This window comes from Wolbachia endosymbiont (group B) of Protocalliphora azurea (genome assembly GCF_947251865.1).
Taxonomy (GTDB): Bacteria; Pseudomonadota; Alphaproteobacteria; order Rickettsiales; family Anaplasmataceae; genus Wolbachia.
On record NZ_OX366394.1, the window covers coordinates 442567 to 467699 of the forward strand.

Annotated in this window: 17 protein-coding genes, 1 tRNA gene and 1 pseudogene; 10 read left to right on the forward strand and 9 right to left on the reverse strand. The window is 34.3% G+C overall.

The genetic code is table 11. The features are described 5' to 3' along the window. Positions 1-124: 124 nt before the first annotated feature. On the reverse strand, positions 125-646 hold the full coding sequence (locus tag OPR35_RS02020) for a hypothetical protein (protein WP_265024956.1): 522 nt from the start codon (positions 644-646) through the stop codon (positions 125-127). Then, a pseudogene (locus OPR35_RS02025) lies at positions 624-1377 on the reverse strand (IS630 family transposase); the annotation flags it as partial. The gene OPR35_RS02020 and the pseudogene OPR35_RS02025, both read right to left, overlap by 23 nt. A gap of 70 nt (positions 1378-1447) precedes the next feature. Between OPR35_RS02025 and OPR35_RS02030 the strand changes: the two are divergent. Then, positions 1448-2680, forward strand: a complete 1233-nt coding sequence (locus OPR35_RS02030; RefSeq protein ID WP_265024688.1) for an IS256 family transposase — start codon at positions 1448-1450, stop codon at positions 2678-2680. Here OPR35_RS02030 and OPR35_RS02035 read toward each other — a convergent pair. Continuing rightward, on the reverse strand, positions 2625-5798 hold the full coding sequence (locus OPR35_RS02035; RefSeq protein WP_265024957.1) for a peptidase M2: 3174 nt from the start codon (positions 5796-5798) through the stop codon (positions 2625-2627). The two genes, OPR35_RS02030 and OPR35_RS02035, sit on opposite strands and share 56 nt — an antisense overlap. Between OPR35_RS02035 and OPR35_RS02040 the strand changes: the two genes are divergently transcribed. Next, a protein-coding gene (locus OPR35_RS02040) for an IS630 family transposase (RefSeq protein ID WP_230608967.1) occupies positions 5792-6794 on the forward strand; the annotation gives its coding sequence in 2 pieces (ribosomal slippage) (positions 5792-6301 and positions 6303-6794; 1002 coding nt in all). The genes OPR35_RS02035 and OPR35_RS02040 overlap by 7 nt on opposite strands. Here OPR35_RS02040 and OPR35_RS02045 read toward each other — a convergent pair. Then, positions 6791-7138: a hypothetical protein gene (locus OPR35_RS02045; protein ID WP_265024958.1), complete on the reverse strand. Its 348-nt coding sequence runs from the start codon at positions 7136-7138 to the stop codon at positions 6791-6793. The genes OPR35_RS02040 and OPR35_RS02045 overlap by 4 nt on opposite strands. 487 nt (positions 7139-7625) lie before the next feature. Here OPR35_RS02045 and OPR35_RS02050 point away from each other — a divergent pair. From OPR35_RS02050 to OPR35_RS02060, 3 genes are all read left to right on the forward strand, one after another. After that, a tRNA-Val gene (locus OPR35_RS02050) sits at positions 7626-7698 on the forward strand. Positions 7699-7725: 27 nt separating this feature from the next. After that, complete coding sequence (locus OPR35_RS02055) at positions 7726-8622, forward strand: cation diffusion facilitator family transporter (RefSeq protein ID WP_007302486.1); 897 nt, start codon at positions 7726-7728, stop codon at positions 8620-8622. 55 nt (positions 8623-8677) lie between these two features. Continuing rightward, positions 8678-10489 carry a hypothetical protein gene (locus tag OPR35_RS02060; RefSeq protein WP_265024959.1) on the forward strand — a complete coding sequence of 604 codons (1812 nt, stop codon included), beginning with the start codon at positions 8678-8680 and terminating at the stop codon, positions 10487-10489. Here the strand turns inward: OPR35_RS02060 and plsY are convergent. From plsY to OPR35_RS02085, 5 genes are read right to left on the reverse strand one after another with little or no spacing between them, the layout of a single operon-like run. Beyond that, entirely contained in the window at positions 10484-11059 is a 576-nt protein-coding gene (plsY, locus tag OPR35_RS02065; protein ID WP_052264701.1) for a glycerol-3-phosphate 1-O-acyltransferase PlsY, read from the reverse strand. The genes OPR35_RS02060 and plsY overlap by 6 nt on opposite strands. 12 nt (positions 11060-11071) lie before the next feature. Continuing rightward, positions 11072-12538, reverse strand: a complete 1467-nt coding sequence (locus OPR35_RS02070) for an alanine/glycine:cation symporter family protein (RefSeq protein ID WP_265024960.1) — start codon at positions 12536-12538, stop codon at positions 11072-11074. A 2-nt stretch (positions 12539-12540) separates the two neighbouring features. Beyond that, entirely contained in the window at positions 12541-13875 is a 1335-nt protein-coding gene (locus OPR35_RS02075; protein WP_214303472.1) for an alanine/glycine:cation symporter family protein, read from the reverse strand. Positions 13876-13897: 22 nt separating this feature from the next. Continuing rightward, on the reverse strand, positions 13898-14668 hold the full coding sequence (locus tag OPR35_RS02080; protein WP_019236894.1) for a CDP-alcohol phosphatidyltransferase family protein: 771 nt from the start codon (positions 14666-14668) through the stop codon (positions 13898-13900). Further along, on the reverse strand, positions 14665-15348 hold the full coding sequence (locus OPR35_RS02085; RefSeq protein ID WP_017532443.1) for a phosphatidylserine decarboxylase: 684 nt from the start codon (positions 15346-15348) through the stop codon (positions 14665-14667). The genes OPR35_RS02080 and OPR35_RS02085 overlap by 4 nt, the downstream gene beginning before the upstream one ends. Before the next feature lie 232 nt (positions 15349-15580). On the opposite strand from OPR35_RS02085, the gene OPR35_RS02090 reads away from it, so the two are divergent. The 5 genes from OPR35_RS02090 (at position 15581) to polA (ending at position 24636) form a co-directional block, all read left to right on the forward strand. Then, positions 15581-16447 (forward strand): ankyrin repeat domain-containing protein, encoded by an 867-nt coding sequence (locus OPR35_RS02090; RefSeq protein ID WP_019236893.1) that lies wholly within the window; start codon positions 15581-15583, stop codon positions 16445-16447. Positions 16448-16847: 400 nt separating this feature from the next. Continuing rightward, on the forward strand, positions 16848-17750 hold the full coding sequence (locus OPR35_RS02095) for a hypothetical protein (RefSeq protein ID WP_264687620.1): 903 nt from the start codon (positions 16848-16850) through the stop codon (positions 17748-17750). A gap of 221 nt (positions 17751-17971) precedes the next feature. After that, a complete protein-coding gene (gene gyrB / locus OPR35_RS02100; RefSeq protein WP_052264704.1) occupies positions 17972-20344 on the forward strand; it encodes a DNA topoisomerase (ATP-hydrolyzing) subunit B in 2373 nt (790 codons plus the stop codon). 185 nt (positions 20345-20529) lie between these two features. Continuing rightward, entirely contained in the window at positions 20530-21996 is a 1467-nt protein-coding gene (gene gatA, locus OPR35_RS02105; RefSeq protein ID WP_052264705.1) for an Asp-tRNA(Asn)/Glu-tRNA(Gln) amidotransferase subunit GatA, read from the forward strand. A 111-nt stretch (positions 21997-22107) separates the two neighbouring features. Then, the gene (gene polA / locus OPR35_RS02110; RefSeq protein WP_007302475.1) at positions 22108-24636 is read left to right on the forward strand and encodes a DNA polymerase I; all 2529 of its coding nucleotides are present in this window, start codon (positions 22108-22110) and stop codon (positions 24634-24636) included. Positions 24637-25133: the final 497 nt, after the last annotated feature.

The following is a 25133-nucleotide window of genomic DNA, read 5'->3' on the forward strand; positions in this document are numbered from 1 at the left end:
AACCTCCATTTTTTATATCAATTTATTACTTTTTTTTCGGTTTGACACACTTTTTTGAACATTCCCTGATACTGGAATGACAACAGTGAATGACATCTTGCGATGTCATTCACTAGCACTTACATTACCAATCCCAAGAAAGAGGTGAACTTGAATCTGTTGGAATCTCGAAGGATGGCTGTGACACTATCTCTTTTATCTCATTTTTAAGCCATTCGCTACCATCTTCTCCAGCTTCTTTAATAGCTTTCTTGAAACTGCTCTCTAGTACAGCTTTAGCAGCTTCAGTGACGTTACCATTACCATTTATAGCATTTCCTATTGTAGTTAACTTAATTAACTCAGCGTTTAAGTCAGCAGGCATCTTATCAGTCTTAGCCTTTATAGCAGTGACATCAGTTCCTAAGGTATCTGTAATCTTATCAGTCTTAGTTTGTATTGCAGTAACCTTATCTCCTAAATTAGCAGAATTTGTAGCAGTTTCTATAGCAGTTACTTTAGCTGTTAAGTCAGCTGGAATAGTATCAGTTTTAGCCTTTATAGCAGTAACATCGGCAGATTTAGCTAAAGGAGCTAGTTCAGCAGATTTAGCTAAATTACCTAACTCATACCAAATTCCATTACTAATCGAACAAATAAGAAACATTACAAACTCGTTTAATAGTAGTGCTGGAAATACTGACAATAAAATTACACAGAACATCTGCAAGTAAGCCTATGGTATCGTAGACTCTGTTACGTAAAGTATTGTATTTGATATATTGCCACAACCTCTCAACAGGATTCAGTTCCGGTGAATAAGGAGGCAAGTATATAATGGTAATGTTTTCCTGAAATTTCAAACTTTTTGATCTATGCCAACTTGCACAATCCATTACAAGAAAGGCTTTTTTCGTGCCTAAATCTTTCGACATCTGCTCCAGAAATATATTCATACAATCAGTGTTTACATATGGAGCAAGTAGGCTGATTTTCTTACCACTTCTTGGATTTACCGCACTGTAGATATAGAAATTTTGTCTACCAATTTTCATTTTAACCTGCGTTCTGACCCCTTTTTTAAACCATCCGTGTCCGATTTTTGAATGAGTTCCAAATCGTGATTCATCAAAAAAACACCTCTTTTTCAGGGTGGGAATTGACTATTTTATTGAAGTATTTTTTAAACTCTTCTTGCTTGTTTTTATCTTGTTTATGGTGCATTGGCCTCGGTGTTATATAAGAAAATTTCATCCTTTGTATCTCACGGTGCACTGTTGATTTGCTAATGTTTAGGCCAAATTCCTCTGAGATTTTTATCTGCACTTCCTTAATAGTAATATTTGGATTTCTTTCTACCCATATTTCAATTTGCTCACGTTGATTTTTCTTTAATTTGGGAATGTTCAAAAAAGTGTGTCAAACCGAAAAAAAAGTAATAAATTGATATAAAAAATGGAGGTTTGATATGAGTCAAGCAAATAGAACTACTGGTTTGGTAGATTATAAAGAATTAGAAACAAATATCCTGTCATCTATACGAGAAGGAAGACCATTGACAGGAAGAGATGGAGCATTAACACCGTTTATAAAAAGGCTGCTAGAGGCAAGTCTGGAAGGTGAAATAGAAAGCCACATGTCAGCTAAAAGTGAAGAAAATAACCGAAGAAATGGAAGGAATGCAAAAACTTTACGTACAAGTTCAGGCTCATTTGAACTATTAACACCAAGAGACAGAGAAGGAAGCTTTGAACCGCAAATAGTCAAAAAAAGGCAAACAAGCCTACATCCAGAACTTGAAGCAAAGGTCTTAAGTACATACGCCAGTGGCATGGGATACAGAGACATAGCTTCACACGTTGAGGAAATATATGACCATAAAATATCAGCAGCAGAGATATCCAATATTACTGATAAACTGCTACCAATAATCAATGAATGGCGCAGCCGTCCATTGCAATCAGTGTATCCAATAGTGTTCATGGATGGCATGTTTTTTAAGGTCAAGGAGGACGGACATTGCGTAAGTAAATGCATGTATAATATATTGGGTATAAATCAAAATGGCAGAAAAGAAGTATTAGGTTTTTATCTGGCTGAAAGTGAGGGAGCTAACTTCTGGTTGGGAGTTTTAAATGACCTCAAAGAAAGAGGAGTAGAAGATATTCTGATTGCATGTGTAGATGGGCTAAAAAGCTTTCCTGCAGCCATCAACAGTGTATTTCCCAGTGCAGAAGTGCAGCTATGTATAGTACACCAAATAAGAAATTCTCTGAAATATGTATCCAGTAAAGATGTAAAAGTTTTCATGAATGATCTGAAAAAAATATATCGTGCTTCAAGTAAAGAAATTGCTGAGAATTATCTGCTTGAGCTGGAAGAAAAATGGGGAGAAAAGTATCCTTTAGTTATAAAATCCTGGCAGAACAATTGGGAAAACTTATCCAGTTATTTTAAGTATTCTGGGCCAGTTAGGAAGCTGATTTACACCACTAATCCAATTGAGGGGTTGCATAGACAAATCAGGAAATTTACTAAAACTAAGGGTTCATTTACTAGTACAAATGCCTTGTACAAACAGGTATATTGTGCTATAAAAAAGGTAGAGCAAAGGTGGATTATGGCTCTCCCTAATTGGGCTTTAACTATGTCTCAACTTGATATTTTCTTTCCAGATAGATTGAAAATTGAGTTGAACTAAAAATGCGGCTTGACACACTTTTTTGAACGTTCCCGCTTATTACTTTGCCATTACCATTTGATATAGCCAAACTATAACTATCACCATCCTTCATTATTTTGATGGATACCTTATCTTCAGGTAACACTATAAGCTTTTTCGTGTCACTATCGTGAATTAGAAATTTGCCATCTTTAAAGTAATACTTGTCTTCCGGCAAAGCACCAATCTTATAATCCGATGTATGCAGTTTGTTCCAAAAATCTAACACAGATTGCTTATCTGCTCCTTCTGCTCTATTATACAAGGCTTTCACATCATTATAATCTATGATTACATTTGCCTTATGCTTTCCTTCTACATCTCTATCATAGCTCTTTTCTATTTTCAAGATTGTGTCTTTCAACACTACCTGCTCTTTCTCCTCCACTGAAGCTGACCTTTTTGCCCTTGTTGGAATTTGTGGTTGATCAGACTGTATTTCACTGTTGTCGTTTCTCTCTTCAGCAACAACATTAGTAGTACTATGAACTTCTGTCTTAGTTTCACTTACTTGCCCTTTTGGACTTTCGGTTTGTTTCTCTTTTGTGAATATTCTCTGATAGTCCGTGTAGCCTCTGTTAGTATCACCGATATCGCCACTGCCTTGATCGAAAGTTATTTTTTTGCTTCCATTTCCCATATTCTCAATTTCAACTTGAGGAGAAACAGATGCGAGGAAATCATTATAGCTGTAGTTATAATCAGCAGAAAAGAATATTTTTCCTTTGAAGTTATGGAAATTATTAGATAACATTCCTATTTCTTCATCAGTATCACCATCAAATAGTTTTACTTTAGTGAAATATCTTTGATTGTTGATTCTCACTATTTCACCACTCGAGTTTCTTTGTATCTGATAATCATTTGGATCATGTTTAATGGTAAAAAGTTTACCAGGGGCATATTTTTCTAAGTTTATAAGGCCCACATTTATATGTTTATGAGAATAATCTCTCTTTTCATATTCATGTGCAAATACTGGGTTGATATATTTGTATTCTTCTGGTATAGTATTACCTTGAGCATCATACCTATATTCATTACCACGTTCATCAGCTGGCACTAATTTGTATCCTTCATCCTTTTGCACTAACTTTAGATGAGTAACTTCTTCAGGTAACTGATAGCGTACATTTTTTCCGTGATCATGAATGAATAAGTTACTCCCATTTACAACTTCACCTCTTTCATTTTTCATCTCTTCAGTGATATAGAAGCCCATATTTTTGAATGCATGTAGATTTTCGCCTCCTTGCTTTACAACCGCTTCGTATACATCGTCGTCTGTTCTATCAGTCCCTTTATCATCCAATAATGTTCCTTTTTCTACGATTACACCGCTTTCTCTTTGCTCATCAGAATATTGAGCATGCTTTGAATCCTGATGATTTAGAATTTTGGTCCCTCTAAGAAGCAGAGAATCTAAATCTTTTTGAATGTGTCCAGTGCTAGGATGCAACAATTCATTTTCATGTAAATGTGCTTCATCAAAGTATTCATCACGTTCAACTGTTCTGCCATCTATCAGAGAAGCTTTGTAATGACCATTTTCTTTTGTAATAGCCATATAAGCACCACCGTCATATTGAGTATTCAAGTTGTGCAATATGTCCTCAAAAACAAAAGTTTCTTTAGTTTGACCTTCAACTTGCTTAAAAAAGCCCGATTCGCTCGACAACTCTCCAAGCTTTGTATTCCCATCATATATAGATAGTGCACCCATATCTCCGTGACCAAGAGCTTTGATAGAGAAAACTTTACCTTCTTGTAGATTAATATGAGCACCTCTGATTAGGTTTGGATCGATATTAACCATCTCTTCTAACATCTTTTCTACGTCAATGTTCTGAGTTTCTTTTACTTGTTTCAAGCCAGCGTTTATGGTTTTATCAAGCAAATCATCTTTCAGTTGTGTATATTTGTCCTGTGTAGCATTATATAATCTCTTACCTTCATTATGATAATTAGTGCTGGCTGAATTGCATTTTTCTACAAATTTCTCATAAGAGATCTCTCCTCTTTTGTATTGCTCGTATGCATCATGACGCTGTGTTTCTTCCTGTTCACGAAGGCTTTTCAACACATCATTATATTTTATATCCTTCTGCTTATCTAAGTCTTCTTTCCCATCATAGTAAGATTTTCTAAGATCTTCACCATATTTTGATAATATCCTCAAAGCTTGCATTTTATACTCTTGACTGTTTTGATATTCATTACCTTGTTGATCAGAGTAAGTCAGCTTAACCTGCCCATCAGTAGTTTTTACTGCCTTTAAGAAATGATATTCCTTTGATATATCGAGGGTATCATTTGTTGCCCTATTAACAGCACGAGCAACATCATAAAATGCAACATGTTCTACAGGAGAAAAACTTCCAACGTTTTCTCCATCTATCTTTTCTATATTTGCTTTATAGTAGGATATGTTTTTAATTTCTCCACCCACTATTTCTTGACCAGTTGCTATAAAATCTCCTTTTGTAACTTGCAAAGCGTTGAGATGTTCCATTGCAGTTTCTGTATCATTCTCAGCAAGCCAACTTTTGAAGTCAGCATCATGTCCTTTTATGTCTTTCAAGAAACTTTTTGATTCATCTGAGTTACCTTGACGTAAAGCATCTAGGTAGTCTCTTAATAAACTAGGATCTTTTTCCTGTAAGTACATTATCAACGCATGACCAGTTTTATACACTAAACTGTTTTCTTCACCATTGGCTGAGTATTGTAAATTTAAAATTCCACCTAGATCCAAATTTGCGGCTTCAGTTTTATCAATGCTTGACCCTTGAGCATTGAACTTGTGATCTGAATGATGTTCAAAGTAATCTGCAATTCCCTCCATTAATACTGTAGGTAGAGATTTTCCTCCTGTAGCCAAGTAAGTTAAACCATGTGCAAATTCATGCTGAAGGTTATGAACGCCACCTTGCTGATAGACATACATCTCAGCAAAAACATCAGCTTCTCCTTTGTAGTAACATTTACCACCCTCATCTCCAAGGTAATACCAATTCCCACTATGCAAAGAACAGATAGACAATAATGGGAAAGAAGTGATAATAAAGTAGATAAAATAGAGAGGTATAAATGGCATTAAGGTCAAAACTATTAGACGAAAAAGTTGTAAATTTGGCGAAAGAAATGTTAAAAAAGGTCAGAAATAACGCATATGTTTCAAAAAAGTTACAAGCGGTGATAGCAGGAAAAGAAAGTAGTATAAGCGCTGTGGCAAGAATATGTAAAATTTCAAGGACTGCTTTGACTGAATGGATAAAGCATCTAAAATTTGGTAGAGTAGAAAGATTATTTGCCCCGTCTCAGCGGCGAAGAAAAAGCAAATTAAAGAAAAATCAACGTGAGCAAATTGAAATATGGGTAGAAAGAAATCCAAATATTACTATTAAGGAAGTGCAGATAAAAATCTCAGAGGAATTTGGCCTAAACATTAGCAAATCAACAGTGCACCGTGAGATACAAAGGATGAAATTTTCTTATATAACACCGAGGCCAATGCACCATAAACAAGATAAAAACAAGCAAGAAGAGTTTAAAAAATACTTCAATAAAATAGTCAATTCCCACCCTGAAAAAGAGGTGTTTTTTTGATGAATCACGATTTGGAACTCATTCAAAAATCGGACACGGATGGTTTAAAAAAGGGGTCAGAACGCAGGTTAAAATGAAAATTGGTAGACAAAATTTCTATATCTACAGTGCGGTAAATCCAAGAAGTGGTAAGAAAATCAGCCTACTTGCTCCATATGTAAACACTGATTGTATGAATATATTTCTGGAGCAGATGTCGAAAGATTTAGGCACGAAAAAAGCCTTTCTTGTAATGGATTGTGCAAGTTGGCATAGATCAAAAAGTTTGAAATTTCAGGAAAACATTACCATTATATACTTGCCTCCTTATTCACCGGAACTGAATCCTGTTGAGAGGTTGTGGCAATATATCAAATACAATACTTTACGTAACAGAGTCTACGATACCATAGGCTTACTTGCAGATGTTCTGTGTAATTTTATTGTCAGTATTTCCAGCACTACTATTAAACGAGTTTGTAATGTTTCTTATTTGTTCGATTAGTAATGGAATTTGGTATAAGAACCAAAACGTTCGCTTCCGCCAAGATGAGTGTAATCAGCCTTATCATCAAACACATAAATTTTGAATGTTTGTTCTGAGCTACCAGGCTCCAGCTTAAATGCATCTTTAAAATTAGTAGCTGTTTCTCTTATCTCACTTTCAATGTGAGCAACTTTACTTGTTCTTAAATCATGAGAATGAACCTCTACTTTGATATTTAAATCTTTAACTTCTATGATATGCTTGTTGTTAAAATATTCATCTTTAGATATATTTTTATTTACTTGTCGATTGATTGTCATTACTTTAACCCCTAATTTATTAGTCTTTACAATATCAAGCATAAAGCTACTTCCGCTAAGAAAGTGTAAATTCTCATATTGATATAATTTATATCTTAATAAAAAAGTATAGATAGTTAACTCAATATGAAAAATCGAGAATATAGCTAAAATTCCATGGCTGTTAATAAGTAGCGGAATTATAATTAAGAAATTTACTGAGTAGAAAAAAAGGTAAAAAAATCCTTTAGTAGCGAGTTTTATAATGTAAATTGGCGTTGTAATAATGTCCTAACAAGCGCGATTTGGCTGAATGTAGAAAAAATAAAAAAGACATGCAGCCGCTATAATTTTTATGTAATTTGCCAATAAATATCTGAGTTTTTTACTGAATTTTTGTTGTTGAACCCGCGAGGATCAAAAACAAGGATAAGTACTCTTATTGGTATGATAAGGAAAGTGGGAAGGTTTGTCAAGGAGTTTCATTCAGCAAGAAGTCTAAAAGCAAATTGACTTTCATTTCACTGAAGCACTATACTAAAGCTACGATGGGTAATTAGCTCAGTTGGTAGAGCACTTGCTTGACGTGCAAGGGGTCGCTGGTTCGAGCCCAGTGTTACCCACGATTTTTGCTCATAAAAAGATTTTATATGACAGCAGTGCACAATGGCAAACACTCAATAGCAGAGTCCAAGCGCTTAATTTATTCCATAATAATAGTCGCAATAACAATGCTTATGGAGATAGCAGGTGGAGTAATTTCACATTCGCTTGCTCTACTATCAGATGCAGGACATATGCTCACTGATCTTTTTGCCTTGGTTTTAAGCTGGATAGCACACAAATTTTCAGCTAAGAAATCTGATTTACAGAGGTCATATGGGTATCACAGATTGCAGATAATTGCAGCATTTGTTAATGGTTTAACTCTATTTTTCATTGCAGCGGTCATTATAATTGAATCAATAAAGAGATTCATTTGTCCGGTCAATGTTGAATGGAAAGTAATGCTAATAATTGCCACACTTGGCCTGATCTCTAACATTATAGTCTTTTTTATATTACATAGTAAATGCGAAAGTAATATAAACATAAAAAGTGCTGTATTGCATGTTATCGGAGATATTTTAGGTTCTGTAGCTGCTATACTTGCATCCATAATTATCATGTTTACCGGATGGCAAATAGTGGACCCTATTTTGTCAGTATTTGTCAGTGTAATAATCTTAAACAGTGGATATAAAATTCTCAAGAATTCTTGCCATATACTCCTTGAAGGTACACCTGAGAGTGTATCTGCTGAGGAGATAAAAAGTGAGATTGTATCTAAGTTACCTGAAGTGATAGATGTGCATCATATACATGCATGGTCACTATCTGATAATTATTTTATACTTACTATGCATGCCAAGATAAAGCAAAATGGACAACACACTAATATTTTGTATGAGATAAAAAAAATACTATTAAATAGGTTCGAAATTGCGCACTCTACAGTTGAAATTGAATACGATGAGTGCGTAGACAGTAAAATACTTAAGCATTGACATCTATAGGCTATTTGTTATTACTACAATATCATAATATTATAGAGAGTAGGCTATGATAGGTGTTTCCCAAATACAATTTCCTGGAAAGGATTCTTACAGATTAAAGACAGCAAGTTACTTCGCAGCTTTTGTTTCTTTAAGCATTTTAGTTAATCCTGCCAATGTCTTTTTATCTTTTGCCACATTGTTTTTTAGATCTGAAATAAAAACTTTTTACGTTTATAAAGACATAAAAGCTGCAAAGCAGGAAAAAATAAGTAAAAAGGAATATTGGGAAATATTTTTTGAGAAAAATAAAATTAAGATAGCATCTTTCCTTTTATTTTTTGCTTCTGTAACATATCTAACTTTTACAATTACTTTTCTACTCGTTTCGTTACTTGCAACAATACCACTTGCAATGGTTTTAATTCTATTACAAAGTGAATTAAGGCCAAAGGATTTTAATCCATTTACGTTACTCAAAGCTGCTATAAGTTTCTTTTTAGAAGGCATAAAAGAAAATACTCGCAGTATGACAAATAAGTTTGATGGTACTTATGAGCATTTACTGCCCCATCAATTGAATGACGATATTAGTAATAATATTGGTAAGTTAATACGCAAGTATAATGCAGTAACAGAAGACGCTATTAATAGTAGGGAATTTGAAGAATTTATTGAATATATAAATCACTTACATATGCTTGATGGCCAACCATTTAGTAATGAGAATAAGGGAAAATTAGTAATGTTTTTGCAAGATTTTTGCAAAGGTAATGAGAAACATAGCTCTGGCTTCACTGGTGGACAAATTCTTCTGTTAGTTCTTAGAGCCTGCAATGATGGAGATAGAGAAGCTGTAAAAAATAAAAAAGACGCGTTGATTGCAAATTTACTAGATAGCCAAACTTTCTCTAGAAAAGAACGAATTCCTAACACATGTTTTACTGGTGTTATCTACAGAATGTTAAGTACATTAGAGGGTATTCATTCCGATCCAGAGATTAAATTTACACCACCTAGACAAATGCTCCTTACAGAAGCAGAAAATGAAGCACGTAAGTTTATGTTAGACAGGCTAAAAAATAAGAAGAACAGTAAAGAAATTCTTAGGGCTTGGCATAACGCCCAAAATAATTATGAAGATGATAAAAGTCAAAAAATAGTTGATGATTTTATTGCAGAAGTAAGCGTTCCTTTAATGAGAAGGTTGCTAAGTTTTACTTCTCAGTATAGTGAACAAATTGTGCTGACATTAATGAAAAATATCAGCTCTGTAAAGTTAAATAAATTAGAGCACTTTGTGTTGGGTCAGCACATGAGAGATAGACTGCAGGAGCATGCTTTAGATGACCAACTCGAAAATATCAAAGAAAAAGTCTTTTTGAAGCTTTTAAACCAAAATTTACTTAGGATAGATTTTTCTCTTAAGGATTCATTTTTGAATGAAGCTAAGGGAATAGCTGACGAAATAATAAAAGAAGAAGTAGAGAAATTTAGGTCAGAAACTGCTGAAAAGGCTAGGAAAGTTAACCCTATAGAAGCTCAAATAGATGCTACATTGCAAAATCTGTCAGCCTTGCCACGAGAAAAGAAGTGTTGCATTGCGTATAGCAGACTGAGTAGCCAGTATAAAGGTGATGAAAGGGGAGTAATGGAGAACATCTTATTGAAAAAATTAGAGATAACGAAAGAAGAAATGAATAAGATGCTAGAAGAGTATGATGTACGTAAGCTAAAATTAGCACTTGATGATGCATGTAAAAAAAGTGGAAAAAACATGGAAGAAATAATAAAAGAAGTAGAAGAAGTGGTCTCAAGTCGTCTCTCACATGGAGTATCCGCTAGTAATGTAGCAGAAGGAATGAGACATAGCTCATAAAAACTTACGTTCTCTGCCTTGCAGAAGATTTGCAATATTTTTGTAATGCTTCAAGAAAATTAATATCGCTACAGTGAGTAGTATAAGGAATAACTCCTTTTGAAAAAAGAAAGATGCTATAACAGCTGCTGCAGTAGCAGCCAAGGAAGCAAGAGAGGAGTACCGAAAGATAAAAAATACTATTAGCCAGACAAATACAAATGCTAATGCTATAGAAATGTTAAGTGCTATCAAAACTCCCAAAGTTGTTGCAACTCCCTTTCCTCCATTGAACCTTAGCCAAATAGGAAACATATGCCCTAGAACTGCTAAAATTGCAGATACATATATATAAAAATCGTTATTATCACAAAATTGTTGTGCTGTATAAACCGCGACAAATCCTTTCAAAGAGTCTAAAAATAATGCGAGGACAGCAAGTCTCTTATTTCCTGTTCTTGCAACATTTGTAGCACCAATGTTTCCTGAACCTACTTCTCTTAAATTTATACCATTTATTTTTGCAATAATTAAGCTAAACGGTATTGAACCGATTACGTAAGATAATATAAGAATTATATATTTCTCCATTATACTAAAAATCTAGTTGATCTTGTTATTCCTCAGTCTTTTTAGATAGCATTGAACTTCATCATTAATCTGATTGCTAAACAGTATAAGTGCTGTCATATTGATGAGTGCTAAACAAGAGAATAAAGCCCCACCAATATTAGCAATAGCCATTATATCTTTAGACAAACCTGACAAAAATGCAACTACCACCACCGCTATACGATATATTACTACACTTTTTACACCAAACAAATACAGCCATCCCATTTCACAACAATATACAAATGAAATTACTGAGGAAAACGCAAACAAAGGCGCAGCGATGGTTAAAAGTATAGGAAACCAAGAAGAAACTGTTTCAAATGCTTTTTGGGTGATCAATATTCCCTCGCCAATGCCAGTCTGGTATGCGCCTGTTATTACTATTGTTATTCCTGTCAAACAACAAATTAACATTGTATCGAAGCATGGTTCTATCATAGCAACTAGACCAGTCCTAACCGGCTCCTCATCTTTAGCTACAGCGTGAGTAATTGCAGCAGAACCAACACCTGCTTCACTGGCAAAAATTGCCCTTTGAATCCCAGCGACAAATGCTCCTACTACTCCACCACCAACAGCATTGAAGTCTATCATACTGGAAAACAATATTTTTAATGTATTGCTAAAATTGTGAATATTGAATGCAATAATCGTGAAACAACTCAAAATATATATGAGTGACATAATAGGCACCAGCGCAGAAGAGACTTTAGCTATTCTCCTGATTCCACCGATAATCACCAGAGCAAGTAACGTAGAAATTATGGAAGAGAGAAACCAAGGATGACCATCTATCCAATTTGAATAACCAGATAATATTGAAACCATTTGGTTAGTTTGAAACGCTACACTTCCACCAAGACCTGATAATACAAAAACCGCTGCATATATTGCAGCCAGTACGATACCAAGTTTTTTAAATCCAAATTCCTCTAGCCCATTTCTTATATATTGAAAAGGACCACTAAATAACTGCTCTTGACCTTCTGTTCTGTGTCTGAATGCTAAAGTTACTTCAGCAAACTTTGCAGACATACCAAAAAAGCCTGTGATCATTATCCAAGGTACCGCTCCTGGCCCTCCCATTGAAATTGCAATTGCAACACCAGCAACAGTTCCAAGACCTACTGTGCTTGATAGCGCGGTTACAAATGCCTGAAAATGCGTAATGTGACCATCATGATGATCTGTGTCATATTTTCCACATAAAATAGCGAACGCATGCTTAAACATCCTTATGTTGAGAAATCTAAAACGTAGTGTTAGAAATATATAACCAAAGGCCAATAAAAGAATTATAAATGGTACGTGAAAGATCTTGAAAAACAACACTTCATTCATGAAGTTGCTTACTCCATTTAATGCAGTGTCATAACTTTTATGAAAAACTGAAGCAGCGTATACATCGTTAAACGATAGGCAAAATAACATCATGCAAAGCAATCTATAAATCATGTTTAATACCTTTTGTAATAAGAATCTATTGTATTTAAGACTTCCCTTCTCAGTAGATATATTGCAACAGCATTTGGAATCATAAGGCACATAAACAGGCTATCGCCTAAATAAGATATAAATTCTATATTTTTTGACATACAACTGATATACACTGAACCCACTATAAGAATTTGGAACAATATCAGTACTTTTTTGTTACCAAATAAGTACAACAGGGCAACTTCACAGTAGTAATAGTAAGCTATTATTGTGGAAAATGCAAAGGAAAACATTATCAGCGGAAGAGCTAGCTTGCTCAATAAAGGCAAGGCTGTTGAAAATGCTGAGCTAACTAACGTAATATCACCTACGGTATTAGTGATATGCATATCGGTGATAATTATCACAATACCAGTCAAAAATGAGACTAATATTGTGTCTACAAATGGTGCAATCATTGCAACACTTCCAACTTTAACTGGGTCTTTCTCTTTTACAATCGAATGTGCTATAGCTGCTGTTCCAGTACCTGCTTCATTAGCAAACACTGACCTTCTTACCCCTGCTATTAATCCACTCAATACTCCACCTCCTATAGCTGATTTGTTAAAGATATCTTGAAATATTATAGATAGAGCATTCAGTAGATTATTTCCGTTTACACAGATTAAATATATACACATGCCTATATATAACATTATCATGATCGGCCCTAAACCTGTTGCAACTAAAGCAATTCGCTTTATTCCTCCCAGTATTACAATTAATACAAATAGCGAGATAATAACAGATGTGTTGTATTCAAATAAGTTACTTGACAACGCTGCAATTTGATTTGCCTGAAATGGTATGCCGCCTAGAATCATTGCAACAAGCAGCATAACTGCGTAGATAAATGCAAGGAATTTGCCAGTCTTCATAAATCCAATCTTTGCAAGTCCATGTTCCATATAATAAAAAGCCCCACCAGTTGTGTTTTCAGAGCGATGAGTAAATGCAAGCACTACTTCAGCAAATTTTATTGACATGCCAAGTACTCCGGTAATTATCATCCAAAAAACTGCACTTGGCCCCCCTATTGTAATAGCTATTGCAACTCCTGATATTGTTCCAAGACCAACTGTTCCTGAAATTACCGTTGCAAATGCCTGAATGTGGGTGATTATGCCGTTATTATTATGGCTCTCTAGGTTGAATAGTGTTTGTATCCCATATTTGAACAACCTAAAGTTAATGAATTTGAATCGAATCGTACAAAAAACCCCAGTTGCAATTACCCAAATAATTATAAATGGTATGTTGAATATCTTTATATATAAAAAAGAGTTTAATAGATCAGTTGCTTTTACAATCATGCTGCTCACTACTTTTATATAGCTAATGAGTTTTATATGTGTAGTATATATAAAGTCCAGTGCTTATTGGAATAGTAAGTATATACAATGCGCCTAAAATTGGTAGTGTTATCCAGGGCTTGCTTATAAACAGTATGATCAATATTCCAAAAAACGACACAAATATATAGGATAGGCTTCTAGGAACATAAATGTACTTTGCAGAGAAAGTTGGAATATGACTTATCGAAAAAAATGAAATGGCCAAAAAGTAACAAGCTGTATTCTTTACGTTAAAAAATTGCTCTATAAGAAGTAAGTATTCACTCTCATGAGATTGAAAGGTAATAATTATTGGTAACAGAGCAAGTAAAGCGCATACAGGAGCTGGAACGCCGGAAAAGAAAAATTTTTTCCAGTATAATTGTTCTGAATGTAACGAAACATTGAATCTGGCAAGTCTTATTGATATGCAGATTACATATATCATTACTAAAATCCATCCTACAACTTTAATTTCATTTAACTTCCAAAAATATAAAAGAAAAGCAGGTGCTGAACCAAAATTTAGAAAATCTGCAAAAGAATCGAGTTGTGCTCCAAAATCGCTAGTTGATTTTAAAATTCTGGCTATTCTGCCATCCATTCCATCTATTATTGCTGCAATGATAATAAAAATTGCTGAAAATTCCCATTGTTCATTAAATGTGAATTTAAGTGAAGTAAGGCCAGCACATAAACCCAGTAAAGTTATAAAATTCGGAAATAACTTGGTAATAGGTAAGGATTTACCGTTACTTTCATCGTTATTCATACAATGTCAAAGGTAAGCTTCTCTTGTTTATTTAAATCTGCTATAACTGTCTCACCACCAATAACAGTTTGGCCTTCTGAGACTCTTACCTCTATTCCAGCAGGGATATAAATATTTACTCTGCTACCAAATCTTATAATTCCAAATCTTTCACCTGCTTTTACGCTCTGAGATGTCCTCAAATTACAAACAATGCGGCGTGCAATAAATCCAGCTATTTGTTCCACAATGATTTCTTTTCCCTTTTCATATTCAATCACAATAATCTGCTTTTCATTTTCATTACTGGACCTATTACTCATTGCAGAAACAAACTTGCCTTTCTTGTAGCTCATTTCCTTTATCGTACCAGATATTGGTATACGATTCACATGGACATTCAAAACGCTTAGAAATATGCTAACAAGCGTAAACTTCTTTTCTTCTTCATTCTCTTCTGATAAAGAGTAACTAACTTCTTCTATCTTTGAAATTACACCATCAGCAGGACTTAATATAAAGTCCTTATTGTTTGGTACAGCTCTTGCTGGATCACGAAAAAAATAGGTACATAATAACGTTGGAAATAAGCAAGTAATTCCAGCTCCCCAAGATATAGAGAATGCTATACATGTTACGATAAAGGAAACAACTATAAATAAATAACCTTCTCTGTTTATGTTAGGTAAACCAAAGCACATAATTTATTCTCGATAATTCATTATTAACAATTTATCATTTATAATTTCTCATGAAAAGCTTTTTTTCACTTCTTCACTTTTGGAATGGTTATATAAACATTTGCTTATATAACCATTGATAGAGATTAATTTTTAATGAAAATTTAATTTCTTAGCTATTGTTAATATTATTTTAATAAAAACTTAATAATAATTCTTAATAATATATGAATTGTTGTGTTCTTAATTTCGTATGACAGGGGAAATAGAAAAAGATGAATCTCCTTCCTTATACTCTGCAATTCGGATGGGTGATATTGAAGCTACAGAGCTGCTAATAAAGTTTGGTGCAAATGTCAATGATAATTATGAACGTAATCGTACACCACTACATATTGCTATCGGGTATAAGCAGTTTGAAATAGCGAAATTGCTGATAAATAACGGAGCAAACGTTAACGCAAAAACTGGAAATCATGGCAAAGATGACTTAACACCAATGCACCTTGCAATTTTTGCAAACACGCCAGAGTTTATAGAATTGCTAGCTAGCAATGGTGCGTCAATTGATGAAAGAGAAAGCACTGAAGGACATACACCTTTTCACCTTGCTACTTTATATGGAAATAAAAGTGTAATACAAGCCTTAGTTGACAAGGGACAGAATATTGAAGATATTGATAATAATGGGCGTACAGCTTTATTTTTAGCTATTAGGCAATGCACTGAAGCAAAGGATGATAGCAGAGTAGAAGTTATCGAGTATTTGATAAATAAACTCAAAGCAGACATAACGAAAAAAGATAATAATAACAACACAATACTTTTTCCTGCTGCTAATAATTGTCCTGGAAAAGTAGTGGAACTCATCATTAAACAATATATAGAAAGCTTTGGTAGAGATCGGTTGAAGAATTTTATCAATCACAAAAATAAAGCTGGAATGGATGCCTTGGATATTGCACTCAATAGTGGGAATGAAAAGGCCATTGAAGTACTTAGCTCATATGGAGCAGATATCGAGAATAAAGTAACTCCCAAGATTACTGTAGAAAAACCAAATAGTACCTTAGATGGAGCGGAAAGTATAGAAGTGGTATCCCCAATCAAACAAAAATAAAAGCAGCTCTAAATTCCTTGCTTTATTTACATTCTTTCTATAGTATGATATGTTAATGTTAGAATAGGGTATGTTTGCAGGTCAAAATAATAATCAACAGCAAAATAGAAATAGAGCACAGGCTTTAATAGAAAGAGTGCAAAATGCTTACAACAACACTAATAAAATTAAAAGATTCATTAATATAGTTTTATTAGTAAGTATGATTCCTTCATTTTTTCTTCTTGTACAGCTCTCTTTGTATTTATCATTAGTAAATTATTTTTTCAAACCAAGGGAAAATGAAAAAAGATTATCAGCGTGGCCAAAAAATGTTATTAGAATAACATTAAGCATTTTTTTAATTATACACATTATTAATTCCTGTGTGCTTTTGGTACTGCCTATATTGTGCTTATGTTTGCTAAACAAATCACTCATTGAAGAAATACAGCAGTTTAACGATTTAATACAACAAATTCCAGAGGAAGAAAGGCCTATTTTCTTTCAAGATTTAGCAGCCATTCCTTTTATGGCACAAACTACTCATGACCCAAGTGCAGTTGCTAGTATAAACTTGAGTGTTGATAGACTCATAGAAAAGTATAAAGAGAATTTAAGCAAAGATGAATTCTATGTACAGCTAAATAGAGGCAACACAACCGACATTGAAGAGTACATCAAACAATCAAATGAATTTACAGAAGGCGATAAATCTCATGCACTTGAATGCTTAAGATTTATCAATAGAACAGGAGATAATTTTAAAGACAATCATAGTAAGTTAACATTAAAGCAAGCAGCTATTTTATGTTGGAAAGCCTGCAATGATAGAAATACAGGAACAGAGAATCAAAGAATTCCTTTGAGTGATGCAGGCATAAAAAATAGAAAGGATATGTTTGTAAAAGGTCTTGTAGACGCTGCAACAACTTATGGTAATCAAGGTCAAAGTTGTGCAGGTGGAACATACAATAAATTATTTGAGTCTTTATCTGGCTTACATCCATCAGTGGTTATTACACTCGATGGAGAAGAGGCTAGAGAAATGATAAAAGAAACGATCACACAAAAATTCCCTGAAATGGCCAGAGCCAATTTCACCAATTTCTCTGGAACAGAACAAGAAAGGATCCGTAGCGAGTTACCAGAGTTATCATCTGAAACAGTAAGGTATATTATGACTACGCATTCAGCTCTTGAGAGAAGGTGTCAAGAGTTCAGCAATAGATTAAACAATGATAAAAAGAATGAAATATTAGAAGAGTGTATGAGCAACTTATCCTGTGTTGAGCTAGAAAGTCCAATTGAAAGGAGAAGGTAAATTGTATTTGATTGTCGCCATTTATTTTAAAATATGAAGCAGAGTTTTGTATGATTATTTGAACTTAAGTTTATGTATTGAAATAACATGTAAAACCACTTCGTGTAGGTGATATGTTATGTTTTATCTACATGTCAAGGATCCTTCTCTCAACTTAAAGATGTTGCTAATCAGCACATACAAATGTAATATTAATTAATATTTATAAATAAAGCAATTCCATGGAAAGTAACTACAACGCCGACGCAATAAAAATCCTAAGAGGTCTTGATGCTGTAAGAAAGCGTCCAGGTATGTATATTGGTGACACTGATGATGGATCAGGCTTGCACCATATGGTGTATGAGGTTGTTGATAATGCGATAGATGAGTCTTTAGCTGGTTATTGTAGTAAGATTGAAGTTAGCATAAATGAAGATGGTTCAGTTTCTGTAACCGACAACGGTCGTGGCATTCCAACAGACATTCATCCAGAGGAAGGAATATCGGCAGCAGAAGTAATAATGACCCAATTGCATGCAGGAGGTAAATTTGACAGCAATACCTATAAGGTTTCCGGAGGATTACATGGTGTTGGAATTTCAGTTGTGAATGCATTATCAAGTTGGCTGGAATTAACCATCTGGCGCAATAAAAAAGAACATTTTATGCGCTTTGAAGATGGTGAGTCTATTGAATCTTTAAAGATAATTAATGAAAACACAAATAAAAGAGGAACTAGAGTAACGTTTATGCCATCAACGGGGACTTTTAGTAGTATTGATTTTAGTTACTCCACTCTTGAGAGTCGCATCAGAGAATTGGCATTTTTAAACTCAAATATTGAGATAATTTTGCGTGATCTCCGTAATAAACCACATGTAGAGTCTCATTTTAACGATAGTAAAGAGTCTGAAGATAATTTTGGTACAGCTAATTTTGTACGGTACTTAGACAAGAATAAGACACATGTTACTAAAATTGCCAGCATTAGAGATAATGTAAAAGATCTAGGTACCAGTGTAGAAATATCAATGGAGTGGAATGATTCCTACTATGAGAATATGCTATGCTTCACAAATAATATAAGACAACGGGATGGTGGTACGCATTTGGCAGGGTTTAGATCTGCACTAACCAGATGTATCAATAACTATGCAAACAATGAAGGTTTTTTGAAGAAGGCAAAAGTGAATTTGACTGGAGAAGATGTTAGAGAAGGCTTAACTTGTGTTTTATCTCTCAAGATGCCTGATCCTAAATTTTCTTCACAGACAAAAGATAAATTGGTCAGTTCTGAAGCGCGGGCAGTTGTAGAGAGCATAGTTTTTGACAAGTTGAGTACAATACTTGAAACTGACCCCAAGTTAGCAGCAAGTATAGTAGAAAGAGCGATTAGGTCAGCAAAAGGAAGAGAAGCCGCAAGAAAAGCACGAGAGTTAGTTAAAAATAAAAACAATATTAATATTGCAACTCTACCGGGAAAGCTTGCCGATTGTCAGGAAAAAGTTCCTGAGTTATCGGAATTGTTTATAGTAGAGGGTAATTCCGCAGGTGGTACTGCAAAGCAGGGACGTAATCGTAAAACACAGGCGGTACTTGCTTTAAGAGGGAAAATTCTAAACGTAGAACGTGCAGGGCTGGATCGTATTTTTTCATCTGCAGAAATTGGCTCTCTGATCACGGCAATTGGGGCTGGAATAGGGAGTGAGCACTTCGATATTGAAAAAACTAGGTATCATAAAATTATCATTATGACAGACGCAGACGTTGATGGCTCGCATATAAGAACTTTGATTCTAACTTTCTTTTTTAGACATATGCGTGAAGTAATTGAGAAAGGGTATTTATACATAGCGCAGCCACCGCTCTATAAAGTTACAAAAAATGCTAAAGATACTTATATCAAAGATGATGAAACTTTTGAAGAGTATATAGTAAATTCAGCGATTAAAAGATTAACATTAAATGGTGTAGGCAAAGATTTGCGTTTCGTTTTGAATAAGTGCCTCAGTATTTCAAACATTAGCAAAAATTATGATAGGGAAATACCAAAAGATCTCTTAGAATCATTGCTAATTTTAAGCAAAAAGAATGCTCTATTGTCTGCTGATGAGATATTAAAATATTTAAAATTGATGTATAGTGAATATAATTGGGAAGTAGAAGTAAAAGATGAGGAAATTCACATTGCTAAATTGTTTCAAGGGTTAGCAGACAAATATGTATTCTCGCTTAGTATGCTTGAAAGTAAAGAAATACGGAATATATTGAGTTCTCTTGATAACATAATTGACTTATTTAATGGTGATTCATTTTTACAGTCGCAAGAAACTGAAATAAAAATAAAGTCTCCAAGTGCACTCGCAAAAATAGTGATGGATTATGGTAAAAAAGGTTTAACTCTGCAGAGATTTAAAGGCCTTGGTGAAATGAATGCTGATCAGCTTTGGGAAACTACACTCAATCCAGAAACTAGAACTCTGTTAAAAGTTGAAATAAAAGATTGTGAAGAAGCAGATAGTATATTTTCGGTGTTAATGGGTGATATAGTTGAACCACGTCGTGACTTTATAAATAACAATGCACTTAACGTGCATGATGTTGATATTTGATTTTAGAAACGCTAAACCCTTATGGCTTAGCATTGTGTGCCAAACCGGCTATTTAAAACGTACTACTAACCAATCCATTTCAGAAATCTGAATTGATCTCGGTTGTATTTCCGTTTTCGATCATAAATATATAGATTTTCTGCCCTATTGTTGTTATAATTAACACCTTGCTAAATTGAATATTAATGAATGAATTGAGAAGGCTCACTATTACAGAGATGCATGATGGACTAAGGCGGGGGGATTTTTCTGCTGTTGAGCTTGTAGAGACGCATGTTAATGCAGTTGAAAATGAGCAACTAAATGCATTTGTAACAAAAACCCCAGAAATCGCGATAAAAGCTGCTAAAATAGCAGATGAATACTTCTTGAAACAAAAAGATAATATTTCACCACTTATGGGCATACCAGTTGGTGTTAAAGATTTATTCTGTACAAAAGGAATAAAAACAACAGCATGCTCAAAAATGCTGGAAAATTTCATCCCTACTTATGAATCTACGGTATCTAACTTGCTTTTAAAAAATGGAGCAGCCATGCTTGGTAAACTTAACATGGATGAGTTTGCTATGGGTTCTGCGAACACAAACAGCTATTTTGGTCCTGTTAAAAATGTATGGATTAGAAAAAGTGACGGAGAAAAAGTTGTTCCTGGTGGATCATCTGGTGGATCTGCAGCATCAGTTGCTGGGTTTTTATGTGCTGGAGCACTAGGAAGTGATACTGGTGGTTCTGTACGCCAACCAGCAGCTTATTGTGGAGTTGTTGGAATAAAGCCAACTTATGGAAGGTGTTCGCGTTTTGGTATGATTGCGTTTGCAAGTTCTCTCGATCAAGCAGGAGTAATTACTCGTTCCGTTTCTGATTCAGCATTAATGCTTGAAATAATTTGTGGCTATGATGAAAAAGATTCAACATCGAGCAAAAGGACAGTGCCTAAATTTTCCAGTTTTATAAATGGTGATATTAAGGGTAAGCGCATTGGTATACCAAAAGAGTATAAGATGGATGGAATTTCAGAAGAAATCGTTCATCATTGGGAAAAAGTTTCTTCCAATTTAAAAGAAAATGGTGCTGAAGTTGTTGACATTACTCTGCCTCATACTAAATATGCGATACCGGTTTACTATCTAATTTGTTCTGCTGAAACTTCATCTAACCTTGCTCGCTATGATGGTGTACGTTACGGATTCAGGGTTGATGCTGATACCCTTGAAGAAATGTATTCGCTAACAAGAGCAGAAGGTTTTGGTAAAGAAGTGAAAAGGAGAATTTTAATTGGTTCTTATGCTCTTTCTTCAGGTCATTACAATGAGTATTATGAAAAAGCACAGTGCATTAGGGCATTAATCAGAAATGATTTTATAAAAGCGTTTGAAAAAATAGATTACATACTTGTGCCATCTGCTCCAACAGAGGCTTTTGGCTTAAATGAAAAGCCAGACCCGCTAATTATGTGCATCAATGATGTGTTTACCGTGCCGGCAAGCTTAGCAGGGTTACCTGCTATTTCTGTTCCTGTTGGACTTTCCAATGAAGGCTTACCACTTGCTTTACAAGTAATTGGAAATTATTACGATGAAGCTGGAATATTAAATATGGCAAGTGTGATAGAGCAAAATTGTGGCAGAATAGTTAATTCCCTTACGTAATATGTTTTCTTATAGTAACTATAGCATTATGATTATTTTGGCTATAGGAAACAAGAGCTTGATTTTTACAGCTAAATAACAGACCATCAAAGGCACACATAAATATCTACAATGAAAGAAAAAACTTTCACAATCATTGATGGTTATGGTTTTCTTTTCAGAGCTTATTACGTTTTGCATCATTTGACTACCACAGCTGGTATTCCAGTAGGTGCTGTGTACGGTTTTCTTAATATGGTTCTGAAGTATATTTCCCATTCGGACTACTTAACTATAGCACTTGATTCTGGCAAAAAAAATTTCAGGCACAGTTTATATTCTGAGTATAAAGCAAACAGAGTAACACCTCCTGAGGATCTAATTCCACAATTTACAATACTGAGAGAAGCGGTAGAAGCTTTTAACTTCAGCTATGAAGAGATTGAAGGCTATGAAGCAGATGACATAATTGCAACACTAGCTGCAAAATATGCCAACCACGAAGACTTTAAAGTAGTAGTAGTCTCATCAGATAAAGACTTATTTCAACTTTTGAATTACAACATTCTAATATTTGATCCTATCAAAAATATATACGTAGATGAAAAACAAGTGATAGAAAAATTTGGTGTAAATTCAAATAAGCTTCTTGATTTATTTTCTCTAACTGGAGATGCATCTGATAACATTCCAGGTGTTCCAGGAATAGGCCCAAAAACTGCAGCTAAATTGCTGGATAAATTTGATTCGTTGGATAACATTATAGAAAACATCAATAACATTGAGCAAACAAGAGTTCGTAATATTCTTACTGAGCATAAGGAAAAAGCACTAATTTCAAGAGAACTTTTGTCACTATGCAAAAAAGTAGATCTTCAACATGATATTGTAAAATATGAAGTTCATCCTCCAAATATGGAAAAATTGTTATCCTTTTTGAAGAAATATGAATTTAATTCATTGATAGGAAAAGTAGAAAAGCTCTTTTCTTATAGTGGATCTAGCACAAAAGAGAAAACAGAATATAGTAGTGAAGAATTAGAAAAATTTTTGGAGCATTGCAGATATGAAGGTAAAATTGCAATTCATTGCCACTTTGAAAACAATAGATTGAACAAAATCTCCTTATCTTGTAGTGAGGATAATATTTTCTACATAGATCAAAGCTGCCTACAAGATGCACTTACTATAATAAATTCAACTTTATTTTCAAATGGGGTGCTTAAAATAGTACATGATATTAGAAAGATCAGAGAAATATTTCCTACAATAGAGAGAGTGCTAGACTCAATTGATGACCTGATGATCATGTCATACAGCCTTGACACAGGTAAGCATGATCACAGCATTCCAAACATAATTGCACACAATTTAAGTAAAAATGTAGAAACTTTCTCGGCAAAAATTTTAATAGCGATCCATGAGAAACTGACACAAAGATTATTTCAGGAAAAACTTTTTACGATTTACGAGCGCTTTGATAGACCTCTCATGAAAGTAATATTTGATATGGAGCAAAATGGAATACTGCTCAATATTCAAAAACTACAGGAATTGTCTGATAAGTTTGAGCAGCTAATTGCTGTACTTGAAAACGATATACATAATTTAGCAGGAGAAAAATTCAACATTGCATCGCCAAAACAATTAAGTGATGTTTTGTTTAATAAAATGGAGCTAAGTAAAAAGAAAAAGTCAAAATCTGGGTCGTATAGCACTAATTATGAAGTTCTAGAGGCTCTTGAAGAAGAAGGAGTAGAAATTGCAAGTAAAATTTTAAATTGGCGACATTTAAGTAAATTAAAGGGTACCTACACTGATGCGCTAATAAAGCAAGTTGATCCTATTGATGGTAGAATACACACAAGTTTCTCAACAACTGTGACTGCAACTGGAAGGCTGAGCTCGAGCAACCCTAACTTGCAGAATATTCCTATCAGGAGCGAAGAAGGAAATTTCATCAGACAAGCATTTATTGCACCAAAAGGTTGCAAGATAATTTCTGCCGACTATTCACAAATAGAATTAAAACTCCTGGCACACGTTGCAAATGTTACCGCATTTAAAGAAGCTTTTGCAAACAGGCAAGATATTCATGATATCACTGCAAGACAAGTTTTTGGAGTGCAAGAAATAGATGAGCAATTAAGACGCAAAGCAAAAACCATTAATTTTGGCATTATATATGGCATTAGTCCATTTGGCCTTGCAAAGCGACTTGGCATTACCTTTCAAGAGGCTGCTGAATACATTAATTACTATTTTTCTTGTTACCCAGAAATAAAGGTCTATATGGAAAAAGCAGTATCTATCGCGAGAAATCATGGTTATGTAGAGACTTTGTTTGGTAGAAGATGTTTTGTAAGAGACATCAACAATAAAATTCCTTATCTAAGACAATTTGCAGAAAGGGCAGCAATAAATGCACCACTGCAGGGAACTGCCGCTGATATAATAAAACGCGCGATGATTCGGCTTTTTGATCAGTTAAAGTCAGGTAAAATAATCCTCCAGGTTCATGATGAATTACTTGTAGAAGTGGAAGAGAGCAGAGTGCAAGAAACAGCAAAACTTATGAAAGATATAATGGAAAATGCAGTAGAAATTTCTATACCACTTGAAGTAGAAATAAAAATTAGCGACAACTGGGGCTTTTCTTAATTATACCCTAAGAACCTGTCTTGAAAGGACTTAAGTAGTATCTGTTCAGATGCATGGCTAATGTGTAAATATTGAAGCAAAAGTAATGTCATCCCAGTGCTTGACACTGGTGCTCACAAGCAACCTAATCATAGATATTAAAAGCAACGCTTTCAATGAGACTACAAAAGGCTGGATTCCAGTGTCTGGGCACTGCCTTATTGTTGTAAATTCACTTTTACCTTATTTTGCCACACCCCTGAACGGATGCCTTGAGTGGTTAATTTCGCAAGTATAATAGTAGTCATATTAAAGAGTTCTTGAAGTAAGGAGAGCACGTTAAGCAAACAACGTTTACCTAAAATTCTGTGACATTAGCAGCTTTCTTGCCCCGTTTTCAGTAAACAGTGATTTTTCTATATATTAGAAAAATTTTTATTTTAATTAGCGTTAAACAATAGGCGCCTATTGGTTTTTAGCTAAAGTAAGGGTCAAATATCTGGAATTCTGGACATAAA

Bases quoted from the DNA above. Each gene is read 5' to 3' on its own strand.
- OPR35_RS02020 (WP_265024956.1), bottom strand. From the start codon at position 646: ATGTTTCTTATTTGTTCGATTAGTAATGGAATTTGGTATGAGTTAGGT.
- OPR35_RS02030 (WP_265024688.1), top strand. From the start codon at position 1,448: ATGAGTCAAGCAAATAGAACTACTGGTTTGGTAGATTATAAAGAATTA.
- OPR35_RS02035 (WP_265024957.1), bottom strand. From the start codon at position 5,798: ATGCCATTTATACCTCTCTATTTTATCTACTTTATTATCACTTCTTTC.
- OPR35_RS02045 (WP_265024958.1), bottom strand. From the start codon at position 7,138: ATGCTTGATATTGTAAAGACTAATAAATTAGGGGTTAAAGTAATGACA.
- OPR35_RS02055 (WP_007302486.1), top strand. From the start codon at position 7,726: ATGACAGCAGTGCACAATGGCAAACACTCAATAGCAGAGTCCAAGCGC.
- OPR35_RS02060 (WP_265024959.1), top strand. From the start codon at position 8,678: ATGATAGGTGTTTCCCAAATACAATTTCCTGGAAAGGATTCTTACAGA.
- plsY (WP_052264701.1), bottom strand. From the start codon at position 11,059: ATGGAGAAATATATAATTCTTATATTATCTTACGTAATCGGTTCAATA.
- OPR35_RS02070 (WP_265024960.1), bottom strand. From the start codon at position 12,538: ATGATTTATAGATTGCTTTGCATGATGTTATTTTGCCTATCGTTTAAC.
- OPR35_RS02075 (WP_214303472.1), bottom strand. From the start codon at position 13,875: ATGATTGTAAAAGCAACTGATCTATTAAACTCTTTTTTATATATAAAG.
- OPR35_RS02080 (WP_019236894.1), bottom strand. From the start codon at position 14,668: ATGAATAACGATGAAAGTAACGGTAAATCCTTACCTATTACCAAGTTA.
- OPR35_RS02085 (WP_017532443.1), bottom strand. From the start codon at position 15,348: ATGTGCTTTGGTTTACCTAACATAAACAGAGAAGGTTATTTATTTATA.
- OPR35_RS02090 (WP_019236893.1), top strand. From the start codon at position 15,581: ATGACAGGGGAAATAGAAAAAGATGAATCTCCTTCCTTATACTCTGCA.
- gyrB (WP_052264704.1), top strand. From the start codon at position 17,972: ATGGAAAGTAACTACAACGCCGACGCAATAAAAATCCTAAGAGGTCTT.
- gatA (WP_052264705.1), top strand. From the start codon at position 20,530: ATGAATGAATTGAGAAGGCTCACTATTACAGAGATGCATGATGGACTA.
- polA (WP_007302475.1), top strand. From the start codon at position 22,108: ATGAAAGAAAAAACTTTCACAATCATTGATGGTTATGGTTTTCTTTTC.